Below are 25795 nucleotides of genomic sequence, written 5' to 3'. Positions count from 1 at the left end.
AAATTGAACGAATTCTAGGCATAGACCACACCCTTTCTTTTGATACCTAAAGAAGCCGCCCCGTTAATTAACACATTAACTAGCTTGCAGGCTGGGGCGGCTGTATAAAGCCTGCTGTATGTTATAAATGAAATGTTGTGAGCGCTAAATCTTAGTGATTGGAGGACATTTACCCTTTCATAAGTATTAGTTAAAAAATATTTCCCTAAAGCCTGTTTTATTAATACAGAATTATGATATATTTGAAGTAGTAGAAGGGTAAATTTTGGACATAGCTGCCCCATTGGGTATAAAAACCGCATATTCTTCTGCTTTTAGTGATTAAAATTTAGGATAGTTTGATACATAGCTAGCGCTTACGGTTATTTTTAAAGACCGTTACATGCGCTTGCTGTTGGCTGATGTTATCCTAAGTTGGCGATTTGATGACGCGAATAATGGGATTTTGAAAAGGATGATTGACTACGACTGCGAGGGTTGTAGCTTTGCCATAACGCCTATGGGAAACGTTTAAATGCTGTTTTACAAAAGGGTTAAATGTAGATGTTTTCATTTTATGATATCTATGAAAACGATGTGTACCCAAAAAGCAAAGGAAGAAAACCGAATTGGTGAGAAACCAATAGGGCGAACTTCAATGCTTACAAGTGGTACCGCTAAGAACCTCCCTAATCGAAATCAGGGTTCCTCAAGACTGACATGAAGTTCGCCCTACTGGATAATATCGTAAAGATATATAAATCCAATAGAAAACGAACTCACGGTCAACTCAAGAGGAAAATTTAGCGGTTTTCTTGTTTGAGTGACATCGTTAAGTAGGATTTAATCCCTACTAAAGTTATCGCTATTAAACTAATTACTAAACAAATATACAATTGTTGATTTTAAAAATCAACTATAAAATAATTTTTTTTTAAAGTGACTAAAATTAATCGCATAGCGGAGGTATTAAAAGAAAAGGGCGCTGGAAATAGCGATTTAATAAAGTTTCTTGGCGTAGAAAAAGAAACTGTATCTAGATGGGTTAACAATAAACAACAGCCTACACTAAATACTTTAAATAAAATTGCTGAATTTTTAAGGGTTGATATAAGAGAATTACTCCATCAAAGTGATTGGAGTAATAGTCAGATACTTCCATTTAAAAATAATACTAAATAAATAACTCCGAGTTAATTAGAGGTTAAAAAGGGTTTGTGGAGGGGTATAGAAAAGAAATAAAAAAATAGTACAAAAAGAAGCTGCCTTTATTAGGCGCTGACGGTTCGAGTTGCGGTGGTTTGGTTTCGATTGTTCTAGTATAAACATTAATAATTACAAAATTTATAAAACTTAGAAAGGAAAATCACATGGAGCATAATAAAAATAGAACAATTATATCAGATTTTGGAAACGGAGTAACAGAAACAATTTGGGCAATCGGGACATCCATCGCAGCTACGGCTGTTCATAAGATAAATTACTAGATTCTAAAAAATTATGATAGACATCTTACTTAAAGATAATTTAAATAAGGTACTGCAAGAAATGTATGGGCTAAGAAAAGAAACTGAGTTATTAATTTATGAAAATATCAGTAAAATCAATAGTAAAAAAGATTATTTCACTGTAGAAACATTGGACAATAAGACATTAAAATTTTGAATAAATCAGGGCTATAAGATTGACAATTCACTTTATGATAGATTAATACTTGAATACAACAACTCAAATTCTGAATTACTAACTCGTTGGAAATAACTGAAAATATGGACAGATATCATTTTACTGTTAAATGCAAAGATGCGTCACCAGAAAAAATCTGGGAATTTATCCAAAATGGTTTATCTAATGACGTAATTATAAAAAGCATAAAAGATAAAGTCCCATACAATATTAATTATATTACGGAAAGCGAAATTTCTTTTTCTGTAAAAACAAGAAATGATGGTAAACCAGAAATAATAACATTAGAAGATTTTATTAGAATTATTATCGGACTAATGAAAATGGAAACTTTTAATACCTCAACCTCTAAACCTATTTTTAGAGAAAGTAAAGTTTATAGAAAGCGTTCCCCTATGTTTGCTTTGTTGGTGAGTAGTGGGGTTATTGAGAAAACATTAAAAACCCATCAACTTTAAAGTCCTACAAATGAATTATAAAAACATCTTAGATTCTTCCAATGAAGAAATCTTTTATGAGGAAAGAATCATTGCCTTTATCGATATTCTAGCTTTTAGAGATTTCATTAATGATACAATTGATAAAAGTGGTGAAGTTAATAAGGAAAAATTGGTTAACATAGTTAATGCTTTAAAGTTAATAAAAAAGGAATTTGATAAAATAGATAAAAGTGGAGAAGCTCCCTATTCCTTAATCACTACTTTTTTTTCTGATTCAATAGTCCTTTCTTTAAGAAAAGATTACAGTATTGGTTTGCTCAAAGTATTTGAAACTTTAAAAATCATACAGATTAAACTCATTGAATATGGGATATTACTTCGTGGAGGAATTGTTTTTGGAAAATTAATTCACCAACCCGATGTTATCTTAGGTCCCGCAATGAATGAAGCATATGATCTAGAGAGTAAATCAGCTTTGTATCCTCGTATAACAATTGACCCTGATATTATGGAAATGATGGCAAAAGAAAATGAGTTAAGCGATAGCGTCTATACTGTAAAAGATTATGATTTTCATAAAACTTTTGAAATTGACTTTGATAACACATATTATATAAATTATTTTTCAGACGTGGCTAATTATTTAAATGATGGTGATGAAATTAAATATTATCAAAAATTAAGGCAATTAATAAGGAATGGGGTTAAAAGAACAGATATAGGAATTCGCATGAAATACATGTGGATGTTAAGAAAATTCAACATAGGAAAACCTTCAAAAATAAAAGATATGGTTTATAGAGAATTAGATGATTTGAATAATTTAATTGCCCCTTCTGATAACTAGATTCTCTGTAAAGCAAATTGTATAATGACAGCAATATCATTACTATGAATAATTTATTTAAGCTTAGACTTAAAAAATCATAGAATTTTACCTAAAAAATGAAGAAGATGCAAAAAAAGTGATAATTTCCATTAAACCGGAGAGATTCGAAGCCATAATTGGGAGAAGAAATTAAAAGTCTTATATTACAATTATTACATATCATATTGATCATGCTAAAAAAATTAATATTGAAAAACATCAACTAAAATGGGAAAACCTTTCAAAAAAGAATTAGAAATTATTCCACATACAATACAAGAGATTAATGAAATTGATTTATCAAATTTCACATCCGAATATCAGGCGCTATTGACATTTCCCCTAATTGCTGTTGGGTCGGGAGGTTCATTAAGTGCATGTTATTTTGCTGAGGCCCTTCATCAACAAACAGGAAATATTGCTAAAGCAATTACTCCCTTAGAAGTTCAATCTTCTATAAATATTTTCAGAAAAATTAATGTTCTTATTATTAGTGCAAGTGGCAAGAACAAGGATATTTTATTAGCATTTAATTCAATAATTGCACAGGAGCCAAACAAAGTAATTAGTATTAGCACTAAGGAAAATTCACCGTTAAAAACATTTTCAGCAAAAACTAGTATAGCTGAAAATTTCGCTTTCTCTCTATCTGCTGGGAAAGACGGTTTCTTAGCATCTAATTCATTAGTTGCATTTTTTATACTTCTCTGTAGAGCCTATGGTAATGAAACTAAGAATTTAAAATTAGCAAGTAAAAAGGTCTACCTAGAAGATATAAATAGATTTTCAAAATCTATAATAAAAGAAACCACTTATATTGTTCTTTATAGTGGATGGTCTAAACCTGTTGCGATTGATATTGAGTCTAAATTTTCTGAGGCAGCCTTAGGAAGTGTTCTACTTTCAGATTATCGTAATTTCGGACATGGCAGACATCATTGGTTTGATAAAAGGAAAGATAATTCAGTCATAATCTCACTGATAAATCCTGATGATGAGCAATTGGCAGAAAAAACGCTACAATTATTACCAAAAGATATTCCTGTTCTCAAACTTAATTCTAAAAATAGTGGTGCATTTTCAACTATAGATTTACTAATTCAATCTTTTCATCTTGTAGATAATATTGGAGAAAAACAATCTATAGACCCAGGAAGACCTGGGGTTCCTAATTATGGAAGTAAACTATACAACTTGAGTTATGCTAGTCTATTAAAAAAAATAAACTGTTTGATAATAAAAAGGCAACTGCTATTACACGGAAAATTCATCCAATATTACTTAGCAGTTTGAATTACAAGACCTTAAGAAGATGGGAACTTGCATACACAAATTTCTTAAAAAAAATTAAGTCAGTAGAATTTGGCTGTGTAGTTCTTGATTATGATCGGACATTATGTTCTGATAGAAGAAGGCTTGATGGTCCAGATACTGATATTATCAATGAAATCGAAAGAATTATAAAATTAGGCTATTTGATAGCAATTGTTACAGGTCGAGGCCAATCTGTTAAAAACGATTTGAAGAAATTAATCATTGATAAAAATCTTCATGAAAATATAATTATTGGTTATTACAATGGTTCAGACATTGGCTTTTTATCATCAGATAAATTCCCAAATGTTGAACGTAAAAATGCAGTCGTTTTAGAAAACATTTATAAGGAACTCAAAGATTCTGATATAAATGAATTTTTAAGTCTCTCTTTAAGACCTGACCAACTAACTGTTGAAATTATTGACGGACAAGATTGGCGTTTTATCAAACCAGCTTTATATAATTTAGTGATGGATTCTAAAGATACAGGTTTCATTATATTAGAATCCAGTCGTTCAATAGATATTGTTGTTAGGCCAAAAGTATCAAAACTTAATGTAATCGCTTATTGTGAAAATGAGTTAATTAAAAAAGGTATTTCCAATTATTGTTTATGTATTGGTGATAAAGGCCGTTATCCAGGAAATGATTTTGAACTTCTTACCTATCCTTTTTCCTTAAGTGTAGATGAAGTGTCTACGGATATGAATACTTGTTGGAACATATCTCCGAAATCAGTTAATAATGCAGATTCTTGTCTGATTTACTTAAAGTCTTTAAAAGCTGGTAATATGGGATTAATTTTTGACTATGAATAATATACTAGCAGAGAAAATTCTAGTCAAGTTAATGAATTGGAATCAAGCAGAGATCGATATAGAACGACCACTCATTCAAGCCTTGGCTAACTTAAAATATGATGAATACCAACAATATTCAACTGGAATGAGGTTTACAGAAAGTTTAGTAAACTGGTTAAATCAATTTGAAAATGCTTCCGAAAGAAATATTGCATATAAATTCATTAAGGAGCATCTAATATTTATCAGCTCAGAACAAATTAGACATTTGATAAATATTTGTTTCTATGAAAAGATTGATCCCTTGTTAACTGTTAAAGCAGCAGAATTAATGAGCGTGAGTCATCATTTAATTACAAAAATTCATAAAGATCAAACTTACTCCCATGTAAAACGTAAATCGCTTTTTTTGGGTTTAAGTGATGGTGCAAAGATCGATCAATTAAGAAGGTCTAGCAACATAGATAATGAACAAATATTTTCATCATATTATATTTCGAAAGAAAAGCAAAATGATATGCTTGAAAAATTATCAGAGGCAATTGGTCAAAATTCCAAATTCAGCTCTATTTATTTAATTGACGACTTTACAGCTAGCGGATTAAGCTATTTCAGAGTTGATGAAGAAAAAGGTAAAATCTTAAAATTTCTTAATTTACTTTATAAAGTTAAGGAAAAAGAAGATGATGTAGTATTAGGTGACTTGATTGATATAAAACTATTAAGCGTTCATACAATATTTATGTGGCAACAAAGTCTGCAATTGACTATTTAGATTCTGAAATAACTAAATGGAAAGTTAAAAATAAAAGAGAATTTGAGCACTCAGTTTCAGCAGTACAAGTAATTGATAAGAGTGTGTCTCGACAGGTATTAGATGACAGAAAATTTATTGAGTTGACTAAATACGATAATTATTTTGACGAATCAATTATCGATGGGCATTATGAAGTTGGTCAGACAGGTAAGCCATATCTAGGTTTCAATGAATGTGCACTACCTTTAGTACTAAATCACAATACGCCGAATAATAGCTTACCAATTCTTTGGCTACCAGCAGATAAAAAGTTTACAGGTTTATTTCCAAGAGTTACTAGACATAAAGAATGACAATCAGGCTTAGAAATCCATTCAAGTTAAGAAATTCCGAAAAAATTGACTCCGATGCAAGTTTTCTTAGGATTTATAGTCCTAATGTTCTTGAATCACTTGTTGAAAAAGATAAGCAACAATCACTTTGGAATGATATTCTTTTCATTAGAAGTTCTCCAGGAGCAGGAAAAACATCGCTGCTTCGTATTTTCGAACCAACAACTCTGGTTACGCTATTCAATAGTAAATCCCAAACGGCTTTAAAAGAACTTCGTGAATTTTTGAAAAAATTACATGTAGTAGATAACGATAAGATTAATCTATTGGGTGTAAGTTTGCACTGTACTCGAAACTATGAAAATTTAGAAGATTTAGCTATTTCTGATGCTCAGAAGAAAAGATTGTTCTTTGCATTAATAAATGCAAGAGTTATCACTGCTACAATTAGAGGAATTATCCAACTCAAACAAAGCGATTTTCCATCCGATCTTGATAAAATTTCAATTTCATATACTAATGAACATAATTATTTTAAGAACATAAGTTTTCCATGTACTGGAAAGGAATTATATATCTGGGCTGAAAACATTGAGAAAAAGGTGTTTGATGCAATGGACAGTTTTTTGCCGATTGAACAAATTCAACCTGAAGGACACGACGAATTATTTGCATTTTATGCTCTTAATGTTACAAATATTACCTTTTCTGGTAATAACATATGTAATAGAATACTCTTTATGTTTGATGATACTCATAAGCTTTCAGCTACTCAAAGAACGTTATTGCTTAAATTTATACTTGAAAAAAGAGGTAATCAGTCAATTTGGATTAGCGAAAGGTTAGAGGCTTTAAGTAATGAAGATAGCCTTGGCTCGTTTATGGATCGAGATTATAATGAGATTAATTTAGAGGAGATTTGGCAGAATAAAGAAAGTAAGTTTCGAGCTATTGCACAGAATATTGCAGAAAGGAGGGCAAATGTTTCAACAGAAGATGTCACTAGCTTTGAAGAGAACTTAGAGGTGAATATCAATGAAGTAACCTTCAATCAAAATTTTATTAATGGGTTTGAGAAGAGCTTAAAAAACTTAGAGTATTTTTCTGAATACACCTCGAAGTTTGATGATTGGATTCTTTATCTAAAATCCCATGACGGTACTTCTTTTGAGAAAGCTCGTATTGCTAGGAGTGCTGAAATTTTAGCAAATAAAAATATGAATGTTGGGCAATTAACAATGGATGTTCCAATGACTGTCCAACAATTGGATGCATTAATTACAAGTGAAATTCAGAATGCGACTGAATATTTCCTTGCTATAGAGAATAAAATTCCATATTATTTCAGTTTTGAAAGATTAGTTAAGATTTCATCATCTAATATAGACCAGTTTTTGCAATTTAGTGGTGATTTATTTGAGTCGATGTTGTCGAATAAAATTGCTTCTAAAAACATTATTCTCCCCACTGAAGTTCAAGAAAAAATTTTAAGAAGATCTGTCGAAAATCGTTGGGATGAATTGCCAAGATTAATTCCTCATTCTAAGTTGGTTATTAAATTATTGCAAAAATTCCAAGAATATGCCTTTAAGGAAACAAATCGACCAACAATTCCTTATGCGCCAGGTGTTACTGGATTTGCAATAAAGGCACCAAATAAAATGAAATTAATTGAAGAAAGATATTGGCTAGAAGAGGAGGTTGCTAGACCTTTAGTTGATGTCTTGGCGACTTGTATATCTTATAATTTATTAGAACGCAGGACGATTAGTCAAGGAAAAAAAGGTAGTGAAAGTACAACGGTATATTACCTAAATCGATGGCTGTGTGTGAAATTTAATCTTCCTCTCGGATATGGAGGTTGGAGATCATTGAAGTCTGATGATTTATTAAAATGGTTAAAATAATGGGACAACTTCGATGGAGCCCCTATCTGCTCTCAGCTACAGATAAGGCAATTCAATTATTAAAAAATCATTTCTCAGATGGCACTAAAAGAAAGGTTCTATTAATTATGGGGAAGGGTTTTGATGTACGGATGAATTTTGTAATTAAACAAATAATAGATTTAGAGTGTGAAATAGACCTTACATGTAAACTTATTTGTTTTGATGAAGGTAGCGGCTCAACTTCACATCAATATAAAAGTTATGTAGATAAGAATTATGGTGAATTAACATCGTTAATTAATCAAGAGAAAATTGAAGAAGCTAACATTAGTTTATGGAAAGAAGAAGGTAATAGAAAACGTCGTATTGGCGATAGAGAAGCTGCAAACATAATTAAAGATTTTAGAGATATTGAAGAGTATAGTGAGATTATTGTAGATATTAGCGCTTTACCTCGTGGAATATATTTCTCTTTGACAGGTAAATTATTAACACTAATTGATGCACAACCAGATAAACAAAAAAAATTAATTTAATGGTTACAGTAGCAGAAAATGCTGCATTGGATGCTTGTATAAAAGAGCAAGGCCTTGATCAGGAGTCTAAATTTTTAATGGGGTTTATGGGAGGCATTAAACCCAAAAATGAGCGAGAGGAACCTTTAATTTGGCTGCCAATTCTTGGCGAAGATAAGAAAAAGCATATTGAAAAAGCAAATGATGATTTAAAGCCTGATGAAGTATGTCCACTATTTCCTTTCCCTGCAAAAGATCCGAGAAGACCAGACTCTTTGTTAATCAATTATCATGATTTGCTTTTGGACAAATTAGGAATTGAACCACAGAATATTATGTATGTCCCTGAACAGAATCCATTTGAAGCATATCGAATAATTCATAGTGCGATAACTAATTATACAAATTCCTTAAAAGTTCTAAATAGTTGTCGAGCAGCTTTATCAACATTTTCAAGTAAGTTGCTCTCCATAGGCACTTTATTGGCAGCCTACGAAATAAACAATAATAGTACACATAGTCTCGTTGGCGTAGTTAATATAGATTCTCAAGGATATGTTTTAGAAAATGAAGAAAGTTTTCAAGACCTCAATAAATCCTCTGAACTTTTTGTAATTTGGCTGACTGGTGATCCATATGAAGAATGAAGCTTTAAATAGTACAATAGTACCTACTTGTGTAGGTAATGGATTAGTTGCTCTGGATGTTATAATTGGCTTTGAAGGGAATAATCAAGCTCAATTCCTAGCCGGTGGATCTTGTGGTAATGTAATGACGATTTTATCTTATCTTGGTTGGAATTCATATCCGATTGCTAGGTTATCGAATAATGTAGCCGGAGACTTACTTTTTCAAGACTTGCAAAAATGGAATGTCAAGGACGACCTATTACAAATTACAGAAACAGGAAGTACACCTGTCATTATTCATCGCATTTTAAAGGATAAAAAAGGCGATCCAAAACATCGTTTTGAATTTCGTAATCCAGAAGATGGAAAATACTTGCCGTCTTATAAGCCATGTTTAGCCAAATCTGTTCCTACGATTATCGAAACAGTACCACATTCAAATGTCTTTTACTTTGATCGTATAAATAGAGCTTCAATAGATCTCGCTAAAGCATATAAAGCAACTGGAACAACTATTTTCTTTGAACCTTCAAGTGTAAAAGATCAAAAAGGATTTCAACAGTCATTGGAATTAGCCGATGTGTTAAAGTTTGCTCAAGACAGAATTCCAGAATATGATTTGTTATATCCCGTCGCCTCTGTGCCGTTAGAAATCCAAACTTTAGGTTCACTTGGATTGAAGTATAGAAAAAAAGGTGAAAAATCATGGACAAAACTTGCAGGATATTCAATAGAAAATGTAATAGATTCAGCAGGAGCTGGCGATTGGTTAACCTCTGGAATTATAATGAATCTTTTTAAGAATAAAGGTTCCAATTTATCAGAGCTAAGTACAGATAAAATTGAATTTGCATTACATTTTGGGCAAGCATTAAGCGCTATGAACTGCACATTTGAGGGTGCGAGGGGTTTAATGTATGAAGTGCCTCGGCAAGAATTAATTTTAATGATTTCACATATTGTTTCCTCATCGAAACATATTATAAATCTAGGTAATAGGGTAAAAACATTCTCACATAATGACTTGGGTGTCAGAAAGATTTCATCACTTTTTGCGACGGCTCATAGATAATACCAGAATCCGTATAGAAAAATAACTTATTAAATTAATTTGCGTTCTTATAACTGACTAAATAACGCTGAAAAATAAATCTCTTTCTGATGTTTCTATTCTTTTAATTAATTAACCCCTATTCAAATAAGCATATTCAATAATAGCAAATTCAGAACGATTTTATTGGTTAACATTTATAAAGGATTATAAGCCCCATTTAGCTTAACTATTAGGTATTTATTCCCTCTATGCCTCCTTATTACTTTGCGGGAAAGCATCTACAGCTTTATAATCAACTATGAGTTTACGCATATGCCCTTTATTACTAAAATGTTTACTCACATTGATGGCTTTGTCATGAAAATCACTATTGTAGTGAAATAATCTTATAGATTTACAGTTTTCATGTTCGAAAATTGTTTTAAGCATGGTACGATCTGATAAGCCGCAAGAATGGCCCATTACAAATACTTGATAATTTTTACTATTTAAAAAGGTCAGTAAATTACGATAATTAGGTGTACGTAAATATTGATAAGATTTAATATTTTCAAAAAGCTCATTATTACGATGCTCCTCAAATTCTTTATACACTGTATCATGCTCATCTCCAAAACCGAAAATAATAGGATTATCAGCGTTTTTTAATTCGCCATGGATATAATTTATGTCAACCTTGGAGAAGAATCTAAGCTTTTTGTTAAGCTCGTTAATATAATTTTCTACAGTATTGGTATAATTGAAATTTAGAAAATACAAATTGTGCTCTATTTGGGGCACAATTGTTTTATCGTAGCCTAAGCTTTCTCTTGCTTCATCATACCCCATTAGCGGCTCAAAATCTGAAATATCAAATTGAGAACCTATTGCACTTAAAAGTTCAGGAATTACTTTAATTTTTGCCTGTTCTTCTTGCTCTATTAGATACTCCTTTAATCTTTGTTTTAGGTAATCAAACTCGGCATTTAGCTGCCTTATCTTTTCTTTATCAAAAGAACCATCCTTAGCCTTACAAGTTTTAAGCTGGTCGAAATATTCATTTTCAATATCAACCCAATTGCAATCTTGGCAATTGACAATTAAACACCTTAAAAGATGAGATAAAACAAGTACATTAAAAGGTTTATTATTTGGATAATGCGTTTCAAAAGTATAATCACTATATGATATTAAAGCATGAATATTTAATAGCTCTTTTATAGTTTTTTGTTCAAAATGATTTGTAATAAAATAAATCAAATCCTCCTTTGTATAACCAGAATGGTAAAATCCTGGTTTATGAGCGTTAATAGCACTTATAAAGGAATTAAAGTCTTTAAAATCAATTCTAAGTAACTTATCTTGGTATCTTTCTGGAAGATATCCAGCATTACCAAAACATTTTACTAGATACCAAATGATAAAATCTTTATAACTTGTTTTTAAATCATGAGCTAGATCAAAGCCGTTACCTATAAGTACAAGTCTATTCATTAAAATATTTGATTAATCCCGCAGATTAAAGCCTATTTTCTATTGTTTAAAAGGCCCTACTAATATATAATTCTAACAGCTAAATTTTTATCTTTCTTATTAGCTGGCACCAATTTATTAAGGTCTCCATCTAAACTGAAATTACCTTTCTTTTCATCAAAATTAAACGATTCATTTCAATGAGCATTTCGAGGATATCCTCGAAATGCTCACAGTTCATCAGTAAACAGGAAATCAGTCTTGCAGAAGAGTTTATCGCTACGAAGAATAAAGCTTCTCCTTGTAGTACCCCACCCAACTAAACCGGGGCGGCAGCGATACCCCACAGGACATTTGGAGCTTTTGCGGAAAATGGACGAGGAGTAAAGCAGAGCACCGGACTGGCGGATGATAGTAGTATAAGCTGTGCTTTTCTGGTTAAAAGGGAGGAAGGAGAAAGGAGGGAAGAAAAAGGAGGAAGGAGAAAAGGAAAAAACAGGGAACTGGTTAAAAATTCAAAAGGGAAAATTAAAAATTCAAAAGGGAAAACTGAAAACTCATCATTACGTGTAGTTATTGAATTAAGGTAATAAATGTGGAATGGAAATTTTTGATATCGCAAATTGCGATATCAAAGTATCCAACACATAGGGCTTAGGGCTGTAAAACCTTGCGCTATTTTAGGAGGATTAATGTGTAGCCCTTAATGAAGGATTCCATTATAAAATAGAATTTTGTATCTTAATCTCGCTAAATAAAAATCTCTAATATGGAAAAGTTGCAATTAAAATTGACCAGCCCCTGCACCCAACAATGGAGTGACATAGAGAGAGCAGATGGGTTACATTATTGCGACGTTTGCCAAAAGAATATTTTAGACCTAACAACAAGTACTGATGCTGAGCTCCTCCAATTCTTCAAAAATAAAAGGGAGAACGTATGTGGGCGGGTATCAGCAAGTCAGTTAAACCGTGAGCTGTTTATACCTTCTTCAAAAATAAAATGGAGGCTTCTACTGCCCCTGACTTTGAGCGCACTTGTTGTAAGTCCGGTTTATGCAGCTCACCCGGAGTATGTAGCAACACCTAATGATTCATGCGCTGATTCGACGTTGGTATTGAGCGCTGTGTCTCGAAAAGCAACTTTTTCAGAGACGGCTATAGCAGGGAGAGCAGTTGACAGTTTAAGCGGGAATCCATTATCTGGTGTAAAGATTAGAAAAAGTGGCTATGAAAATGTACTGGCCATAACTGATACTGAGGGTAATTTTAAACTGAGCATAGCTGATGAAGATAAAGCCACCATATTTATCTTTGATTTGATAGGTTATGAAAAGGTGGAGACCATGATTACCAATAAGATGGTAGTGATGATGAATGCTGAACGAAGAATTATGTTAGGAGGGATATCTACTATAAGCAAGAGCCAAGAGCCGTTATACATTATCTATGCCGACAAAAAAAGTTGTACCATTAGTGCTTCTAGGTTAAGTGAACTATCCCCAAACTGGATAAATAAAATAGACGTTTTAAAAGATGCAAAAGCAACTGCCATATACGGGATTAAGGGCGCAAACGGCGTGGTCTTGATTGAAATTAAGAAGGCTTATGTTAGCAAAGTAGACTTTTCTAAATAGGCTATTTCTGGAGTGAAAGCGTTTAAAAGATTTATCTGCTTAAGTGACCTCTTGTATAACGATTGCCATCTTATTGAGGCTTTGTTTTTCTGGTTAAAAAGGAGGAAAGAAAAAACTGGGAATATTTACATGAAGAGATCGCTTCACTACGTTCGCGATGACCTTGAAAATTCAAAAGGAAAAATTAAAAAGTAAAAAACAGGGAACTCTACACCCAGAACGTTCGTTATGTTTTAACCACTGAGGGCACAGAGAGCACTGAGCTGGGTGGTTACTTATAAGTTATAGACTTTTTTTGTTTAATCGGTTTAGTTTGTCTAGCGAGGTACGTGGCTTCTCTTTTATAACCTGTATGAAGGTGTAGCCTTGCGTGATGAGATTGCTTCTTCGTTCCTCATTACAATGAACAAAAAAATGTGTTTGCGAAGAACAAAGCAGGTATAACCTGCATGGAGAGATTGCTTTATAGAAAGCATGATATCACAAATTGTGATATCAAACAAAAAATTCTATGAGCTGTATTAACATTTGTATGTAAACTTAAGGAATTGGCATGTTGCCTGCATAAAAGCTTTTGTTACCATTACAGAAATAGTAGTACTATCATTTTAATAGTATCATCAATAGCCTAAAACCTTAGCTACTTGCATATATCAAACATTTAGTATAAATTAGTGTTTAATTAAGTATTAATCTGACAAACATCTTTTTTAAGATGAATGTTATGCTTAATTGATTTATAAAAAAATCTACCTTTACTGAATTATATTGAAATAGTATGAGCAAAGACAATATTATAAATAACTTATTTAGGGTTGCTTCTAATATGTTCACTCAATTTAATACTGAAGAACCTTTAGTTAGTGATGAAACTAAAGAAATCTTAAATAACGAAAAAGCAAAACACGAACTTTACAAAAAAATTATAGACAACCCTAAGTCTGGTGAAGTTACCGTGAATGTAGAAGGTAAGGAAGTAAAATTCTTGGTTGAGGCATAAATAGATGGACCAAATCGCTCTTAACACGGTCATTGCTGTTATGATGGCGATATTTCCAGGTTTTATTTTTCGTAAATGCTATTATACGGGCGAATTTACAAAGCAATTTAATCAGTCGACTGAGTTTGATAAATTACTATGGAATGTATTCTTTAGTAGTATAAGTATTGGTCTCACCTTTTTACTTATATACTTATTTAGGGGTATTACTGGTTTAAAAGTTCTTGATTCATTGAGTTACGAAACCATCCATCAGCTATCAGGACCAATTGCAAATAATCAAATACCAAAAAAGGACATTATATCTAAGACTTATAAAGATTTATTAGTTATTGTTGGTTTAATCTATTTTTTTTCTTGCTTCTTTGGTTTAACGCTTCATTGGCTAGTTAAAACTTTAAGATTAGATATCTGGTCTCCGTTGTTTAGATTTAAGAATTATTGGTATTACTATATTCATGGGGGAAAGATTTTATATAATAATCCGGAAAATAAAAAACTAGCTTTTACTAAAGCTGATGTTTTATGTGAAATTGGTGGTGAAACAAAATTATACTCTGGAATTTTATCTCAGTACACTGTCAACAAAGAAGATAACAATCTAGAAAATATATTCTTAACAAATGCTCAAGCTTTAAAACAAATAAAAGATGCTGATGGCAATACTACGGCAGTTAAAGCGAGAAATATTCCGGGAGCTGTTTTTTGTATACCATACCACACCGTTCTAAACATGAACCTTGTATATGTGTATAGGAATACGGAAAGTAAAAATTTTCAAAAATTCTTTACCGTGGTTTTTAATATTTTGTTTTTTTTATGCTTAACCTTTATAGTTGTCTCCTTATGGTTTGACCTTAGTAAATATGGGATTGTGGGTGTATGGAAAAAAGCAGGTTTTGCTTGGTGGTCTTATTTCGCTTTAATAAACCTAAGATTATTAATCTTCCCAAAAAACAAGTTTAAATTTAGTTGGACCATAGAGCTATCTTTTATAATTACAGCATTGTTATGGATATTGCATTACCCAACACTTGTTCCATTTTGGAGTGTGATTGTATCATTGAGTATCTCAATCGCCCTTGCAGTATTTCTTCAACCTAAAAAACACCACAATCATACTTCAACTTCATAAAAAGTTAGCTAAGTAATTCTATATCTACGCTTAAGTAAAATACTATTGGCACAAGAGGAAATAATATAAACAATGTTATAGAAAGTAACCTCTACGTTGAACGCTTCAAAAGAACTCATCAAACCTTTAATGCATTTTCCCTATGCCATTTTAAATTTTCTTGTGCAGGATAATACCTTTGATGTAATTGCTCATGTGCTTCGGTTTAGGCTATGGGGGTTGAATAGATGTTCCTTTCGGGAAGTAGAAAAGATATTCTAATCATACGATATTCCAAAATGTAAAATCAAGTTGGGAAAGAGGCTTTGCTTTCGTAACAGAATAATTAATTAAAGGATGTTTATTATCTTCTATAGCCACGGGTTTGAACCTGTGGCTATGATAATGACCGATAAATCATGAAGCTATTTAAGCACCCGTTACAAACGGGCGCAAGGAGGTTTCCTAAGATTTTACGTGTGCATTATAACACAGCTTGAGCATGAATCTTTGAGGTCACAAATTGTGACCTTAAAAGACGGCAGTGATAGGTATTGCTGCTATGGTGTAACAATAAAAGAAATAGCGCTATCTTTGTTGTACCTGTTGAAAGAGAAAAAGAACCTATCAAAATTGTAAGGAGCTATGAAAAGATTTTCGCAGAAACCAACTGATTGTATGTCTACTGGGGCTGTTACCCAGAGCAATCAGGCTGTTAGTTCAAAAAATTCTTCTTGGGTAAAAAAAGAAGCCTCTTCTGGTAGGTTTACTGGTATGTCTGAAGATTTGGAAAGCGTACCGCCTTTGTATATCCCGGGATACAAGTCGAGAGGTTAACCACAAAGTTTCTCGTTTTCATGATTTCCCTTTAAATATATTCTCCCTATGCCATTTTAAATTATCCTGTGCGGGATAATACCTTTCGCCTGAAGGTAGGTGTATTTGTTTACCTTCTAGTTTGGTGATACTGTAAACATGTTCTGCATCTTCGATAATAGCGGGAGAAACGAGTAGTTTATAGTTTTCATCAACGCTTAACAGCCCACGATCGAAAGCCCTATGCATATTGGGGCATAGCGCAATGCCGTTACTAATTTGGTCGTCATGTGTGAGGCTAAAGGGGATGATATGGCAGGCATCTATAAAATGATGTCCGTATATGGAAGTTAGCTTCATACCTGTAAAACTACAGGTTGAGTTATAGGCCTTTGGTATGAGCTTTTTAAATAGTCCGTTGCGTACAAAAACATCTTCTTCTGTTTCTATCTTGATGGTTTTATAACGAGCTTGTGGTTCGTTTAAAACATAATCTTCTAATTGATGAAGATAACCTGCTTCTTTTGCCTGGCTTTGTAGTTTTTGTTGGGTTAACGGAAAATAAGTTGTTAATAGCTTTTCTTTAATAAGTTGGCGTGAGACAGGATTGCTCAGTAATAGATATAGTTCTTCGTTGAAAGAACCATAAGCTACGCTTGCTGCCAGTGTATTTACACTTTTGATATGGGCGTTGATTTGGCAACCCGGATGTGGCAATAAGAACCAAAAAGGCTTCCCTGCTGCTTTATCACTCTGGAGGTAGTAGAAAGGCTGGGTAAAATCAGCTTGGTTAAGGGTATTTACTAATAATTGCCAGTTTTCTTTGAAAGTACCTACGAGGTCTGCATTGATATATACCTTATTCTCGGTGAGTATCCCTTTATCTATCAACTCTATGATACTGATGAGTAAAATAGGTTTATGTGGTGCTAAACCATAGGGTGTAGAACCTCGCTTGAGCTTACTAAGTGCATAAAGGTATTTGTTTAGTGTCTCCTGCATAAGGGTATCATACAATATTGCAGAATTTGAGGGAATAATGCAAGGATAGGAAAATTAAAAAGGGAAAATTAAAAAGGAAAAATTAAAAAGTAAAAATTAAAAAGTAAAAAACAGGGAACTGATTTAAAATTCAAAAGGAAAAATTAAAAAGTAAAAAACAGGGAACTGATTTAAAATTCAAAAGGGAAAATTAAAAAGTAAAAAACAGGGAACTGATTTAAAATTCAAAAGGAAAAATTCAAAAGTAAAAAACAGGGAACTGATTTAAAATTCAAAAGGAAAAATTCAAAAGGAAAAATTAAAAAGTAAAAATTAAAAAGTAAAAATTAAAAAGTAAAAAACAGGGAACTGATTTAAAATTCAAAAGGGAAAATTCAAAAGTAAAAACAGGGGAAAGGAAAAAATTGAAAACTGAAAACTCATAATTACGTGTAGTTATTGAATTAAGGTAATAAATGAGGAATGGAAATTTTTGATATCACAATTTGTGATATCAAAGTATCCAACACATAGGGCTAACCTTGTATGAAGAGATCGCTTCACTGTGTTCGCTATGACAAATTCCTCTTGAGCTCGTTAACAACGAGGGCCTAACTTGGTATTCTTCTTGCGCTCGTTTGTAACGGGTGCTTATATTACTCCTCATCTATAAAAAGACAAATAATTAGGATATAAAACAGCAAAAAGGCGTATTTTTTTTGAATTGAGAGAGATGATGACTGCTATTTTAATCCTATTTGCTGATGGTGATCCTAATAAGGTTTTAAAACATAAAAAATGAGGCTGTCTCAGAAATCATATTTGTCACATTGAGCGGAGTCGAAATGTTCTCTAATATGTTCAGAAAAGGCTTCGACTCCGCTCAGCCTGACACAAAGTGATGATTTGAAACAGCCTCATGACTACGCTAGTAGCTGCTTTTTTCAAAACCATTTAAGTGCACTAAAAAAGTAAGATCTCATTTGGCAACATGCCCCCATTAGCTAAAACTATTGGGGGCATTTTTAAGAATTGCTTGTGTGTACTGTTAAAACAATTAAGGTGAAAATTTTTTGAAATGCCACTAACACCTTATCAAGCATTATAGATTTTTAAAAATAGTATGTATAATTTATGAAACTATACTATAGGATTATATAAACTACTTAAAAAATCTTTTACTGAGGAAGGTTTTCTGCCTAATAAAACTTCTAAATCAGTACTTACTCTATCTAATTCTCCCTTAGCTTGGGCTAATGCAAAACTCGAGAATATTCCAATAACATCTGCTGGTACACCATAATCACTTAATGTTTTCATATACTCTTCTACTGATGGGGAAATATAATTAATCACTTTTCCTGAAACTTCAGTAATCAGTTGAGCAATCTCTTGGTAAGAAACAGCTTCGGTATTTGTAAAGTTGTATTCTTTACCTTCATGACCAGTTGTTGCTAAAATAGTTGCCGCAGCTTCAGCCATTTCTGAACGCAATACAGCACTTACCTTACCATTTTCAGCAGGCACATAGATGACTCCTGTTTGCAAAACTTTTTCACCAATAAAGCCAGGCAGAAAGTCCATATAAAGGTTATTTCTTAAAATGGTATAAGAAATATTACTTTCTTTTATCCATTGCTCTGTTTGAATATGTGACTGCGCTACTATCCAAAGAGGTGATGTTTCGGTCTCATTTTTACGTTGGAAACTGGTATAAATTAAATGTTTTACACCCGCCTCTTGAGCAGCATGAATAACGTTCTGATGTTGTTTATGACGTTTTATGATATCACTTCCTGATACGAAAAGTAGCTTATCTACACCTTTAAAAGCACTTACAAGAGATGTGTATTGATCATAATCCCCCATTACAATGCCAACGCCCATATTTTTTAAATCTTCAGCAGATTGCTCGTTTCTTACCAATGCTAAGATTTGGTGAGCTTTTATTCCTTTTTCTAAGAGAGCATTGATGGCTGCTTTTCCAAATTGCCCTGTTGCACCTGTTACTAAAATCATTTTTTAAATTTTTAAGATTAATTTTTATATTTGTTACACAAAGTAACATTAATTAGTTTTAAAAAGTAACTAAAGTATTTAAATAACCTTAAATTAGTGGTAACCAAATGGTAACTAATATCCAAAAAGTGAATAAAATTAAGTGTCCGGTAACAGCAATGCTGGGATTAATTGGTGGTAAATGGAAGCCTGTAATATTATACTGTTTGTTGGCAGGAACCAGAAGATTTGGTGAAATTGCAGCGAGAATCCCTGCCATATCAAGAAAAGTATTAACAGACCAGCTGAAAGAACTAGAACAAGACAATTTAATTGTACGCAAGCAATTTAATGAAATTCCGCCCAGAGTTGAATATTCTTTATCTGACCTTGGCAAAAGTATGGCCCCTATACTTGCGGAAATGGAAAAATGGGGTATTCAAAATATCCTCAACAAAGCTAAATCTTAGTGATGCTGCTTGTTGAGATAAGCCTCAGCTAATAAATATCCTATTGTGTTTTAGCTGATGTTAAGTTTACAAGCTATTTTAAGAAGACAAACGCATTCCTTTGTATAGCATAAGCGGTTTTTGTTTGATTATGTTTAAAATAGCCAGAAGCAGATCCGATAGCTATCGGTTCGATAATTATGGGCCCGGTAGTCATCGGGCTGAACTACCAAACTTATAAAGCGCCTATTACTATCTGTATTTGTCTATTAATTTTAGATTAAGATCAGGATATTTTTTCAAATTTCTTATATAAACTAAACTTTTCATTTGTTTGATATGCTGTTCTATCAATCAAGCCTGCTTATATTCAAGATTTTTAATATGATAAAAAAGCGTCCAATCCTTAACTTTAGAGCTAAACTATTTTCAAAAATTTTATTTAAATACTGCTCTAATCGGAGAGATAAATCCTTACAACTACCTATACAATAACGATGATTTAAGATTTTAGAATGTAAAACATATACAGTAGTCGTATTTGATGTATTTATCAAAAAAGAGAAATGATAGTTATGGATTAGATAGCTACTAGCTCGATAATAATTGAGCTGAACTGCTAATTTGTACCCAGGAGCAGATTCGAACTGCCACGCCCATAAGGCGCCACCCCCTCAAGATGGTGCGTCTACCAATTTCGCCACCTGGGTATACATTGCAAATATAATTTTTTATTTAAAAATCAGATAAGCTTTAAATATTTATGCTTAAGCCATCGTAAGCCAGTTTAATGCCTTTTGGTAATCCTAAACTTACCTCATCATGCAAACCTAATTTATGACTGATGTGTGTAAAATAAGTTTCCTCAGCACCAATCAACTCGGCAAAAGCAATAGCTTCATCCAAAGTAAAATGCGATATATGCCTTTCTTTCTGCAAGGCATTTATCACCAAGATTTTGCTTCCCTTAATTTTGGTTATCTCCTCTTCTGACACTGTTTTCGCATCTGTTAGGTAAGTAAAATCCTTAATTCTGAAACCTTTTACAGGGAGCTTGTAATGCATCACCTCTATGGGTAAAAGTTCTATATCTCCTACCATAAAAGCCTCATCATGAATGGTATTTAAGTTCACCAGTGGAACTCCCGGATATTTAAAATCAGAAAAAACATAATAAAACTCGCGTTTAAGTGCATGCTGAACTTGTTCTGTTGCATAAACCTCCATGGCAGATTGCTGCTTGTAATTAAAAGCTCTAATATCATCCATACCAGCAATATGGTCTTTATGCTCGTGTGTAAAAACTACCGCATCTAAGTGTTGAATTTGATGACGCAACATTTGATACCTAAAATCCGGACCCGAGTCTATCACCAAAGTAGTTCCATCAGAACTTACCAAAATACTACTACGCAAACGTTTATCATAAGCACTTAAAGAAGTACAAACTTCGCAATCGCAAGCAATTACAGGAACTCCTTGTGACGTACCTGTGCCTAAAAACGTTACTTTCAAAACTGTAATTTGGTTTGTTTTAAAGAATAATAAAATTGTTTCTGCTTATCGCTTAAATGGCTATCTTCTAGCTCTAAGCCTTTAATTAATTCTGCCAAAGCATTTATCTTACTTTCTAAATTAGAGAACTTATTTATAACTACCATTTTACTGGTTTCTATAATACAAAAGCCAGTTTTAAAATTACCCTTCTCGTACCTTACCTTATAGCCAAAATCTTTTAAAAGATTCTCTAATTTTTCTAATGTATGCTGGGTGATGCTTAAAGACATAATTTATCTTAAATCAACTACTTCAACGCCTGGATATTTTGCTGCTTCAAATGTAAATAAGCTGGGTGATACTTTCACATTAGGAACAAAAGACTGGATGGTATAAGCGTAAATATTACCATTCTTATCAAAAACAGAGAAAGAATATAACTGTTTGCTTTGCTTATCTATCTGCAACTTTATTTTAGAAAAAGACCTATTGCTAAGTGGAGCAAGCTCTATATTGTGCAAGGTTTTAGTACCTGCCTTTACGTCGCCGGTATATACATATTTAAAGCCCTTTTCATAAATGGTGAAAATTTGCGCTGGATTTAAAGCATCAGGACTGTTATCAATCTCACTAAGCTGTACTTCTTTATCCTCTTTCAGGTATGTCCATTGTACTTTACCATCAGAAATAAGCTCTTGCGATGGTAAAATAGCTTTAAATTTATTGGTTTTAGATTGTATATATAAGGTTCCCTTCTGGTTATCCCGGGTATTACTTTGCCTATTTAAATAAGAATAAGTAAAATCTGCTTTCACCACATTATAACTTCTAAATTTCTTACTTACATCGGCCAAAATAGCTTTTGCTTTTGCATCTGGCTGGGCAAAAGTATCCAGAAAAACCAATAATAAAACAGCACTTAATAAGCTTATCTTTAATTTCAACATAAAATTTTATTTGTTCATATTATCCAAGAACTGTTCCAAAGCATAGTCATCAGGAATCAAAACCTCTCTTGCTTTACTTCCTTCAAAAGGTCCTACAACCCCTGCGGCTTCTAATTGGTCTATAATTCTGCCGGCTCTATTATATCCTAATTTAAGCTTACGCTGAATTAAAGACGTAGAACCTTGCTGATGCATAACAATTAAACGAGCAGCATCTTCAAACAGAGGGTCGCGATCTGAGGGGTCAAAATCTTTCACACTACCAGGGTCGCTATCATCACCTACATATTCTGGAAGTAAATAAGCAGATGAATAACCTCTTTGATTTCCGATAAACTCGGTTACCCTATCCACCTCGGGCGTATCTACAAAAGCACATTGTAAACGAATTAAATCGCTACCGGTAGACAATAACATATCTCCTTTTCCTATCAGTTGGTCTGCACCTCCAGAATCTAAAATGGTTCTCGAGTCTATTTTAGAGGTAACCCTAAAGGCCAGCCTTGCTGGGAAATTGGCTTTAATAGTACCTGTAATGATATTTACTGATGGTCTTTGTGTAGCTAAAACCAAGTGAATACCAATAGCTCTGGCCAATTGTGCTAACCTGGCAATTGGTGTTTCTACTTCTTTTCCGGCAGTCATCATTAAATCTGCAAACTCATCTATCACCAAAACAATAAACGGTAAAAAACGGTGTCCATTGTTAGGGTTTAGCTTACGCTTGATAAATTTCTCGTTATATTCTTTTAAATTCCTTACGCCCGCATCTTTCAATAAATCATATCGTTGATCCATCTCTACACACAAAGAATTTAAAGTATGGATAACTTTTTTAGTATCCGTAATGATAGAGTCTTCTTCCCCTGGAAGCTTAGCTAAGAAATGTCTTTCTATCTTTCTAAACAAACTTAACTCTACCTTTTTAGGGTCTACCAAAACAAATTTTAGTTGTGATGGATGCTTTTTATAGAGTAGAGAAACCAATATGGTATTGATACCAACAGATTTACCTTGCCCGGTTGCCCCTGCTACCAACATGTGTGGCATTTTGGCTAAATCGGCAATAAAAACTTCGTTAGATATGGTTTTACCTAAGGCAATAGGCAAATCCATAGTGGTATTCTGGAATTTTTCTGTAGCGATGATAGAGCGCATAGAAACCATTTCTGGATTCTGGTTAGGAACCTCTATACCAATAGTTCCTTTTCCTGGCATTGGAGCAATAATCCTGATACCTAAAGCCGCTAAACTTAATGCAATATCATCTTCTAAGTTTTTAATTTTAGAGATACGTACCCCAGGTGCTGGTATAATTTCATATAAAGTAACCGTTGGACCAATAGTAGCCTTAATTTTTTCTATCTCGATGTTATAATTATTAAGGGTCTCAACAATTTTATTTTTGTTTGATTCTAACTCCTCTGCATCAACAGAAATTTTATTGCTACCGTATTGCTCTAATAAATCTAAAACAGGGTATTTATAAGAAGAAAGGTCTAAAGTAGGGTCAAAAGCACCAAATTGTTCTACCAATTCTTCTGCTTTAGCTTCCTCTGCCGATTTTTCTACCATCAGTTCTACTTCTTCCTCTGGTTCTGTATCTTCTACCCTTGGGATGATGGTTTCTAAATCTAAATTAGGAGTACTTCTTACCGGTTGCTCTTTTAATAATTGATTAATAGGCGTTTCAAACTCTTGAACCATCGTATCTTCTTCTGGCTCTTCTATTTCTATAGGGGCTTTAGTTGGGATGATGACTTCCTGTTGTTGCTTTTTGGTATTTAAAGGAAACTCTACAGGCTCTGATGGATATTCTTCTTCAATTTCTGGCTTTCCAAGTCGGATATTTGCTATATCTCCTTCCTCTTCCTCCTCCTCTTCTATTTCTTGATGAGCTTTAGCTTTTTTCTCGGGTAAACTAAAATCAATATTATAAGCAATAACCAAAGTACTTAAACCAGCAAATGCCAATAAGCCACCTACACCAGCAGAACCTATTTGCGCTACCAATATTTGATTGAGATAAAAACCAAATTCTCCTTCTAAAAAATGAGGGTATTCTGCTAGGAAATGATGAAAATAAGCGATAAATAAAGAGCTGTAAATTAATAAGAAGAAACTATATCCAAACACTCTTGATACAGGGAAAAGTACTACTTTAAATAACAGTCTGTATCCTAAAACAACAAAAATGAAGATGAATAAGAAAGAAGCAATACCAAACCATTTATAGATAAACTGATTGGCTAATAAAGCACCTAATTTGCCCGCCCAGTTTTGTATATCGGGGTTTAGAACTCCATTTGATGCAAGTTCTTCTGCCGTTCTAAACAAGTTTGCCCAGCCACCATTAGCATCACTCACATAACTCTGGTCTTCTTTCCAAGTAACTAAATAAGAACTAAAAGCCACAGCAAAATATACGGCTAGCAACAGTAAAAACAAGCCTATAATCTTTATAAAACGGTCGTTATTAAAACTTATAGCCGGAAAATATTCCTTCTTTTCTTTTTTATAAGGCGAGCCACCTTCCGCATCAGCAGCTGGTTTTCTCTCTTCTCTAAACGTATTGGTTTTAAACTGATTTCCTCTAATGGGCATTCTTGTAAGTTTTACTCAGGAACAAATATAATTTAAAGCGAAAGCTTTTATAAAATTATCAGCTTTTTATTTAGAAAATATCATCCTCTAAATTTAATTATCCAACTATTTGTTGGAAGTTAAAAAATTATGCACTAATATTATTCTTTATTAGATAGAAACATGCAGCATTATAGCTTAGAAGATTTAATAGTTAAAGGTAACGTAGAAGAAATTAAAGCATATTTACAGCAAAGCCCACATGCTTTAAAAGAAGAAACCAGCCTTGGCGTATCCCCACTCATGCTTGCCTGCTACTATAAAAAAAATAACATCATCAAATTGTTTCTTGAATTTTCTGAAGATATTAGTTTTTTTGAAGCCTGCTCGGCCGATAAGTTTGATACCGTAGCCCATAAAATATTTCAAAATCCTCATGTTGTTAATGATTTTTCCGAAGATGGTTTTACAGCTTTAGGCTTGGCCTGCTATTTTGGTAACGAAGAAATTGCCCGCTATTTAGTTTTAAAAGGTGCAGATGTAAATTTACCCGCTAATAATCCTTTTAAAGTATTCCCACTACACTCTGCTACAGCTGGCAACTTTACCAATATTTGCCGAATGCTGATAGAAAATGGTGCAGCAGTAAATGTTGTGCAACAATCTGGCATCACACCTTTACACTCTGCGGCACAAAATGGCAATATAGAGCTTATTATTATGTTGTTAGAAAAAGGTGCTATTGTTGACGTGAGAATGGAAGGCGGTAAATTACCAGCCGACCTTGCCAAGGAAAAAGGTTTCTCAGAAATAGCAGAAATATTAGAAGTTTAAATATCCCAATATTTTAACCTTATTTTTCTTACATAGCCGCGGATATCTAAAGTAAAGGCAGCTAAGAAGTAAAAAATAATAGGAAAACCTACGGCTAAAAATGAACTGTAAATGAAAAACAGTCTGATTTTGGCAATCGAAATGTGGAATCGCTCACCCAAATAGGTACAAACCCCAAAAGAATGCCTTTCAAAAAAAGTAATAATACGTTGAAACATGTTT

26 protein-coding genes and 1 tRNA gene are annotated in these 25795 nt (G+C 33.0%); 18 read left to right on the top strand and 9 right to left on the bottom strand.

Annotation, left to right across the window (positions count from 1 at the left end; genetic code table 11):
• Positions 1 to 918: 918 nt before the first annotated feature.
• The 12 genes from FYC62_RS02675 (at position 919) to FYC62_RS02625 (ending at position 10284) form a co-directional block, all read left to right on the top strand.
• Positions 919 to 1161 (top strand): helix-turn-helix domain-containing protein, encoded by a 243-nt coding sequence (locus FYC62_RS02675; RefSeq protein WP_149073813.1) that lies wholly within the window; start codon positions 919 to 921, stop codon positions 1159 to 1161.
• 318 nt (positions 1162 to 1479) lie between these two features.
• Positions 1480 to 1644 carry a hypothetical protein gene (locus FYC62_RS16995; RefSeq protein ID WP_168199355.1) on the top strand — a complete coding sequence of 55 codons (165 nt, stop codon included), beginning with the start codon at positions 1480 to 1482 and terminating at the stop codon, positions 1642 to 1644.
• 104 nt (positions 1645 to 1748) lie between these two features.
• Positions 1749 to 2123, top strand: coding sequence for a hypothetical protein (locus FYC62_RS02670; RefSeq protein ID WP_149073812.1), 375 nt, complete (start codon positions 1749 to 1751; stop codon positions 2121 to 2123).
• A 10-nt stretch (positions 2124 to 2133) separates the two neighbouring features.
• Complete coding sequence (locus FYC62_RS02665; protein WP_149073811.1) at positions 2134 to 2952, top strand: hypothetical protein; 819 nt, start codon at positions 2134 to 2136, stop codon at positions 2950 to 2952.
• 249 nt (positions 2953 to 3201) lie between these two features.
• Positions 3202 to 4266, top strand: coding sequence for a hypothetical protein (locus tag FYC62_RS02660; RefSeq protein WP_149073810.1), 1065 nt, complete (start codon positions 3202 to 3204; stop codon positions 4264 to 4266).
• Positions 4263 to 5108: an HAD family hydrolase gene (locus FYC62_RS02655; protein WP_149073809.1), complete on the top strand. Its 846-nt coding sequence runs from the start codon at positions 4263 to 4265 to the stop codon at positions 5106 to 5108. Before FYC62_RS02660 ends, FYC62_RS02655 begins: the two co-directional genes overlap by 4 nt.
• Entirely contained in the window at positions 5101 to 5865 is a 765-nt protein-coding gene (locus FYC62_RS02650; RefSeq protein ID WP_149073808.1) for a hypothetical protein, read from the top strand. Before FYC62_RS02655 ends, FYC62_RS02650 begins: the two co-directional genes overlap by 8 nt.
• Positions 5835 to 6200 carry a phosphoribosyltransferase-like protein gene (locus FYC62_RS02645; RefSeq protein ID WP_149073807.1) on the top strand — a complete coding sequence of 122 codons (366 nt, stop codon included), beginning with the start codon at positions 5835 to 5837 and terminating at the stop codon, positions 6198 to 6200. Before FYC62_RS02650 ends, FYC62_RS02645 begins: the two co-directional genes overlap by 31 nt.
• A complete protein-coding gene (locus FYC62_RS02640) occupies positions 6197 to 8086 on the top strand; it encodes a hypothetical protein (protein WP_149073806.1) in 1890 nt (629 codons plus the stop codon). Before FYC62_RS02645 ends, FYC62_RS02640 begins: the two co-directional genes overlap by 4 nt.
• Positions 8086 to 8604, top strand: a complete 519-nt coding sequence (locus tag FYC62_RS02635; protein WP_168199354.1) for a hypothetical protein — start codon at positions 8086 to 8088, stop codon at positions 8602 to 8604. Before FYC62_RS02640 ends, FYC62_RS02635 begins: the two co-directional genes overlap by 1 nt.
• Positions 8604 to 9230 (top strand): hypothetical protein, encoded by a 627-nt coding sequence (locus tag FYC62_RS02630; protein ID WP_149073804.1) that lies wholly within the window; start codon positions 8604 to 8606, stop codon positions 9228 to 9230. The genes FYC62_RS02635 and FYC62_RS02630 overlap by 1 nt, the downstream gene beginning before the upstream one ends.
• Positions 9220 to 10284 carry a carbohydrate kinase family protein gene (locus FYC62_RS02625; RefSeq protein WP_149073803.1) on the top strand — a complete coding sequence of 355 codons (1065 nt, stop codon included), beginning with the start codon at positions 9220 to 9222 and terminating at the stop codon, positions 10282 to 10284. The genes FYC62_RS02630 and FYC62_RS02625 overlap by 11 nt, the downstream gene beginning before the upstream one ends.
• 228 nt (positions 10285 to 10512) lie before the next feature.
• Here FYC62_RS02625 and FYC62_RS02620 read toward each other — a convergent pair whose 3' ends face one another.
• Positions 10513 to 11739 (bottom strand): AbiH family protein, encoded by a 1227-nt coding sequence (locus tag FYC62_RS02620; protein WP_149073802.1) that lies wholly within the window; start codon positions 11737 to 11739, stop codon positions 10513 to 10515.
• Positions 11740 to 12487: 748 nt separating this feature from the next.
• Between FYC62_RS02620 and FYC62_RS02615 the strand changes: the two genes are divergently transcribed.
• The 4 genes from FYC62_RS02615 (at position 12488) to FYC62_RS02600 (ending at position 16305) form a co-directional block, all read left to right on the top strand.
• Positions 12488 to 13354 (top strand): hypothetical protein, encoded by an 867-nt coding sequence (locus tag FYC62_RS02615; RefSeq protein WP_149073801.1) that lies wholly within the window; start codon positions 12488 to 12490, stop codon positions 13352 to 13354.
• Positions 13355 to 14132: 778 nt separating this feature from the next.
• Entirely contained in the window at positions 14133 to 14354 is a 222-nt protein-coding gene (locus FYC62_RS02610) for a hypothetical protein (protein ID WP_026905550.1), read from the top strand.
• 4 nt (positions 14355 to 14358) lie between these two features.
• Positions 14359 to 15489 carry a hypothetical protein gene (locus FYC62_RS02605; RefSeq protein ID WP_149073800.1) on the top strand — a complete coding sequence of 377 codons (1131 nt, stop codon included), beginning with the start codon at positions 14359 to 14361 and terminating at the stop codon, positions 15487 to 15489.
• A gap of 657 nt (positions 15490 to 16146) precedes the next feature.
• Positions 16147 to 16305 (top strand): hypothetical protein, encoded by a 159-nt coding sequence (locus FYC62_RS02600; protein WP_168199353.1) that lies wholly within the window; start codon positions 16147 to 16149, stop codon positions 16303 to 16305.
• A gap of 18 nt (positions 16306 to 16323) precedes the next feature.
• Here FYC62_RS02600 and FYC62_RS02595 read toward each other — a convergent pair whose 3' ends face one another.
• Entirely contained in the window at positions 16324 to 17286 is a 963-nt protein-coding gene (locus FYC62_RS02595) for an HNH endonuclease (RefSeq protein ID WP_149073798.1), read from the bottom strand.
• A 1119-nt stretch (positions 17287 to 18405) separates the two neighbouring features.
• The gene (locus tag FYC62_RS02590; RefSeq protein ID WP_149073797.1) at positions 18406 to 19284 is read right to left on the bottom strand and encodes an SDR family oxidoreductase; all 879 of its coding nucleotides are present in this window, start codon (positions 19282 to 19284) and stop codon (positions 18406 to 18408) included.
• 128 nt (positions 19285 to 19412) lie between these two features.
• On the opposite strand from FYC62_RS02590, the gene FYC62_RS02585 reads away from it, so the two are divergent.
• A complete protein-coding gene (locus FYC62_RS02585; protein WP_240534790.1) occupies positions 19413 to 19733 on the top strand; it encodes a winged helix-turn-helix transcriptional regulator in 321 nt (106 codons plus the stop codon).
• A gap of 606 nt (positions 19734 to 20339) precedes the next feature.
• Here FYC62_RS02585 and FYC62_RS02580 read toward each other — a convergent pair.
• From FYC62_RS02580 to FYC62_RS02560, 5 genes are all read right to left on the bottom strand, one after another.
• A tRNA-Leu gene (locus tag FYC62_RS02580) sits at positions 20340 to 20422 on the bottom strand.
• Between the two features lie 43 nt (positions 20423 to 20465).
• On the bottom strand, positions 20466 to 21227 hold the full coding sequence (locus FYC62_RS02575) for an MBL fold metallo-hydrolase (RefSeq protein WP_149073795.1): 762 nt from the start codon (positions 21225 to 21227) through the stop codon (positions 20466 to 20468).
• Positions 21224 to 21499 (bottom strand): hypothetical protein, encoded by a 276-nt coding sequence (locus FYC62_RS02570; RefSeq protein ID WP_149073794.1) that lies wholly within the window; start codon positions 21497 to 21499, stop codon positions 21224 to 21226. Before FYC62_RS02570 ends, FYC62_RS02575 begins: the two co-directional genes overlap by 4 nt.
• A gap of 3 nt (positions 21500 to 21502) precedes the next feature.
• Positions 21503 to 22156, bottom strand: a complete 654-nt coding sequence (locus FYC62_RS02565) for a LolA family protein (RefSeq protein ID WP_149073793.1) — start codon at positions 22154 to 22156, stop codon at positions 21503 to 21505.
• A gap of 6 nt (positions 22157 to 22162) precedes the next feature.
• A complete protein-coding gene (locus tag FYC62_RS02560) occupies positions 22163 to 24760 on the bottom strand; it encodes an FtsK/SpoIIIE family DNA translocase (RefSeq protein ID WP_149073792.1) in 2598 nt (865 codons plus the stop codon).
• Positions 24761 to 24922: 162 nt separating this feature from the next.
• Here FYC62_RS02560 and FYC62_RS02555 point away from each other — a divergent pair, with 162 nt between their 5' ends.
• Positions 24923 to 25573, top strand: coding sequence for an ankyrin repeat domain-containing protein (locus FYC62_RS02555; RefSeq protein WP_149073791.1), 651 nt, complete (start codon positions 24923 to 24925; stop codon positions 25571 to 25573).
• On the opposite strand, the gene FYC62_RS17395 is transcribed toward FYC62_RS02555, so the two are convergent.
• Positions 25570 to 25791, bottom strand: coding sequence for a PspC domain-containing protein (locus FYC62_RS17395; RefSeq protein WP_039449321.1), 222 nt, complete (start codon positions 25789 to 25791; stop codon positions 25570 to 25572). The two genes, FYC62_RS02555 and FYC62_RS17395, sit on opposite strands and share 4 nt — an antisense overlap.
• Positions 25792 to 25795 lie beyond the last annotated feature (4 nt).

Origin of the sequence: Pedobacter aquae (assembly GCF_008195825.1) — a bacterium.
GTDB classification, from domain to species: domain Bacteria; phylum Bacteroidota; class Bacteroidia; order Sphingobacteriales; family Sphingobacteriaceae; genus Pseudopedobacter; species Pseudopedobacter aquae.
This window is presented reverse-complemented; position numbering and strand designations above follow the sequence as displayed.

What these genes read in the sequence shown, in the direction of transcription:
- FYC62_RS02610 (WP_026905550.1), top strand. Translation starts at nt 14,133, where the DNA reads ATGAGCAAAGACAATATTATAAATAACTTATTTAGGGTTGCTTCTAAT.
- FYC62_RS02650 (WP_149073808.1), top strand. Translation starts at nt 5,101, where the DNA reads ATGAATAATATACTAGCAGAGAAAATTCTAGTCAAGTTAATGAATTGG.
- FYC62_RS02665 (WP_149073811.1), top strand. Translation starts at nt 2,134, where the DNA reads ATGAATTATAAAAACATCTTAGATTCTTCCAATGAAGAAATCTTTTAT.
- FYC62_RS02670 (WP_149073812.1), top strand. Translation starts at nt 1,749, where the DNA reads ATGGACAGATATCATTTTACTGTTAAATGCAAAGATGCGTCACCAGAA.
- FYC62_RS02555 (WP_149073791.1), top strand. Translation starts at nt 24,923, where the DNA reads ATGCAGCATTATAGCTTAGAAGATTTAATAGTTAAAGGTAACGTAGAA.
- FYC62_RS16995 (WP_168199355.1), top strand. Translation starts at nt 1,480, where the DNA reads ATGATAGACATCTTACTTAAAGATAATTTAAATAAGGTACTGCAAGAA.
- FYC62_RS02660 (WP_149073810.1), top strand. Translation starts at nt 3,202, where the DNA reads ATGGGAAAACCTTTCAAAAAAGAATTAGAAATTATTCCACATACAATA.
- FYC62_RS02560 (WP_149073792.1), bottom strand. Translation starts at nt 24,760, where the DNA reads ATGCCCATTAGAGGAAATCAGTTTAAAACCAATACGTTTAGAGAAGAG.
- FYC62_RS02600 (WP_168199353.1), top strand. Translation starts at nt 16,147, where the DNA reads ATGTCTACTGGGGCTGTTACCCAGAGCAATCAGGCTGTTAGTTCAAAA.
- FYC62_RS02595 (WP_149073798.1), bottom strand. Translation starts at nt 17,286, where the DNA reads ATGCAGGAGACACTAAACAAATACCTTTATGCACTTAGTAAGCTCAAG.
- FYC62_RS02625 (WP_149073803.1), top strand. Translation starts at nt 9,220, where the DNA reads ATGAAGAATGAAGCTTTAAATAGTACAATAGTACCTACTTGTGTAGGT.
- FYC62_RS02565 (WP_149073793.1), bottom strand. Translation starts at nt 22,156, where the DNA reads ATGTTGAAATTAAAGATAAGCTTATTAAGTGCTGTTTTATTATTGGTT.
- FYC62_RS02570 (WP_149073794.1), bottom strand. Translation starts at nt 21,499, where the DNA reads ATGTCTTTAAGCATCACCCAGCATACATTAGAAAAATTAGAGAATCTT.
- FYC62_RS02615 (WP_149073801.1), top strand. Translation starts at nt 12,488, where the DNA reads ATGGAAAAGTTGCAATTAAAATTGACCAGCCCCTGCACCCAACAATGG.
- FYC62_RS02590 (WP_149073797.1), bottom strand. Translation starts at nt 19,284, where the DNA reads ATGATTTTAGTAACAGGTGCAACAGGGCAATTTGGAAAAGCAGCCATC.
- FYC62_RS17395 (WP_039449321.1), bottom strand. Translation starts at nt 25,791, where the DNA reads ATGTTTCAACGTATTATTACTTTTTTTGAAAGGCATTCTTTTGGGGTT.
- FYC62_RS02635 (WP_168199354.1), top strand. Translation starts at nt 8,086, where the DNA reads ATGGGACAACTTCGATGGAGCCCCTATCTGCTCTCAGCTACAGATAAG.
- FYC62_RS02605 (WP_149073800.1), top strand. Translation starts at nt 14,359, where the DNA reads ATGGACCAAATCGCTCTTAACACGGTCATTGCTGTTATGATGGCGATA.
- FYC62_RS02630 (WP_149073804.1), top strand. Translation starts at nt 8,604, where the DNA reads ATGGTTACAGTAGCAGAAAATGCTGCATTGGATGCTTGTATAAAAGAG.
- FYC62_RS02640 (WP_149073806.1), top strand. Translation starts at nt 6,197, where the DNA reads ATGACAATCAGGCTTAGAAATCCATTCAAGTTAAGAAATTCCGAAAAA.
- FYC62_RS02620 (WP_149073802.1), bottom strand. Translation starts at nt 11,739, where the DNA reads ATGAATAGACTTGTACTTATAGGTAACGGCTTTGATCTAGCTCATGAT.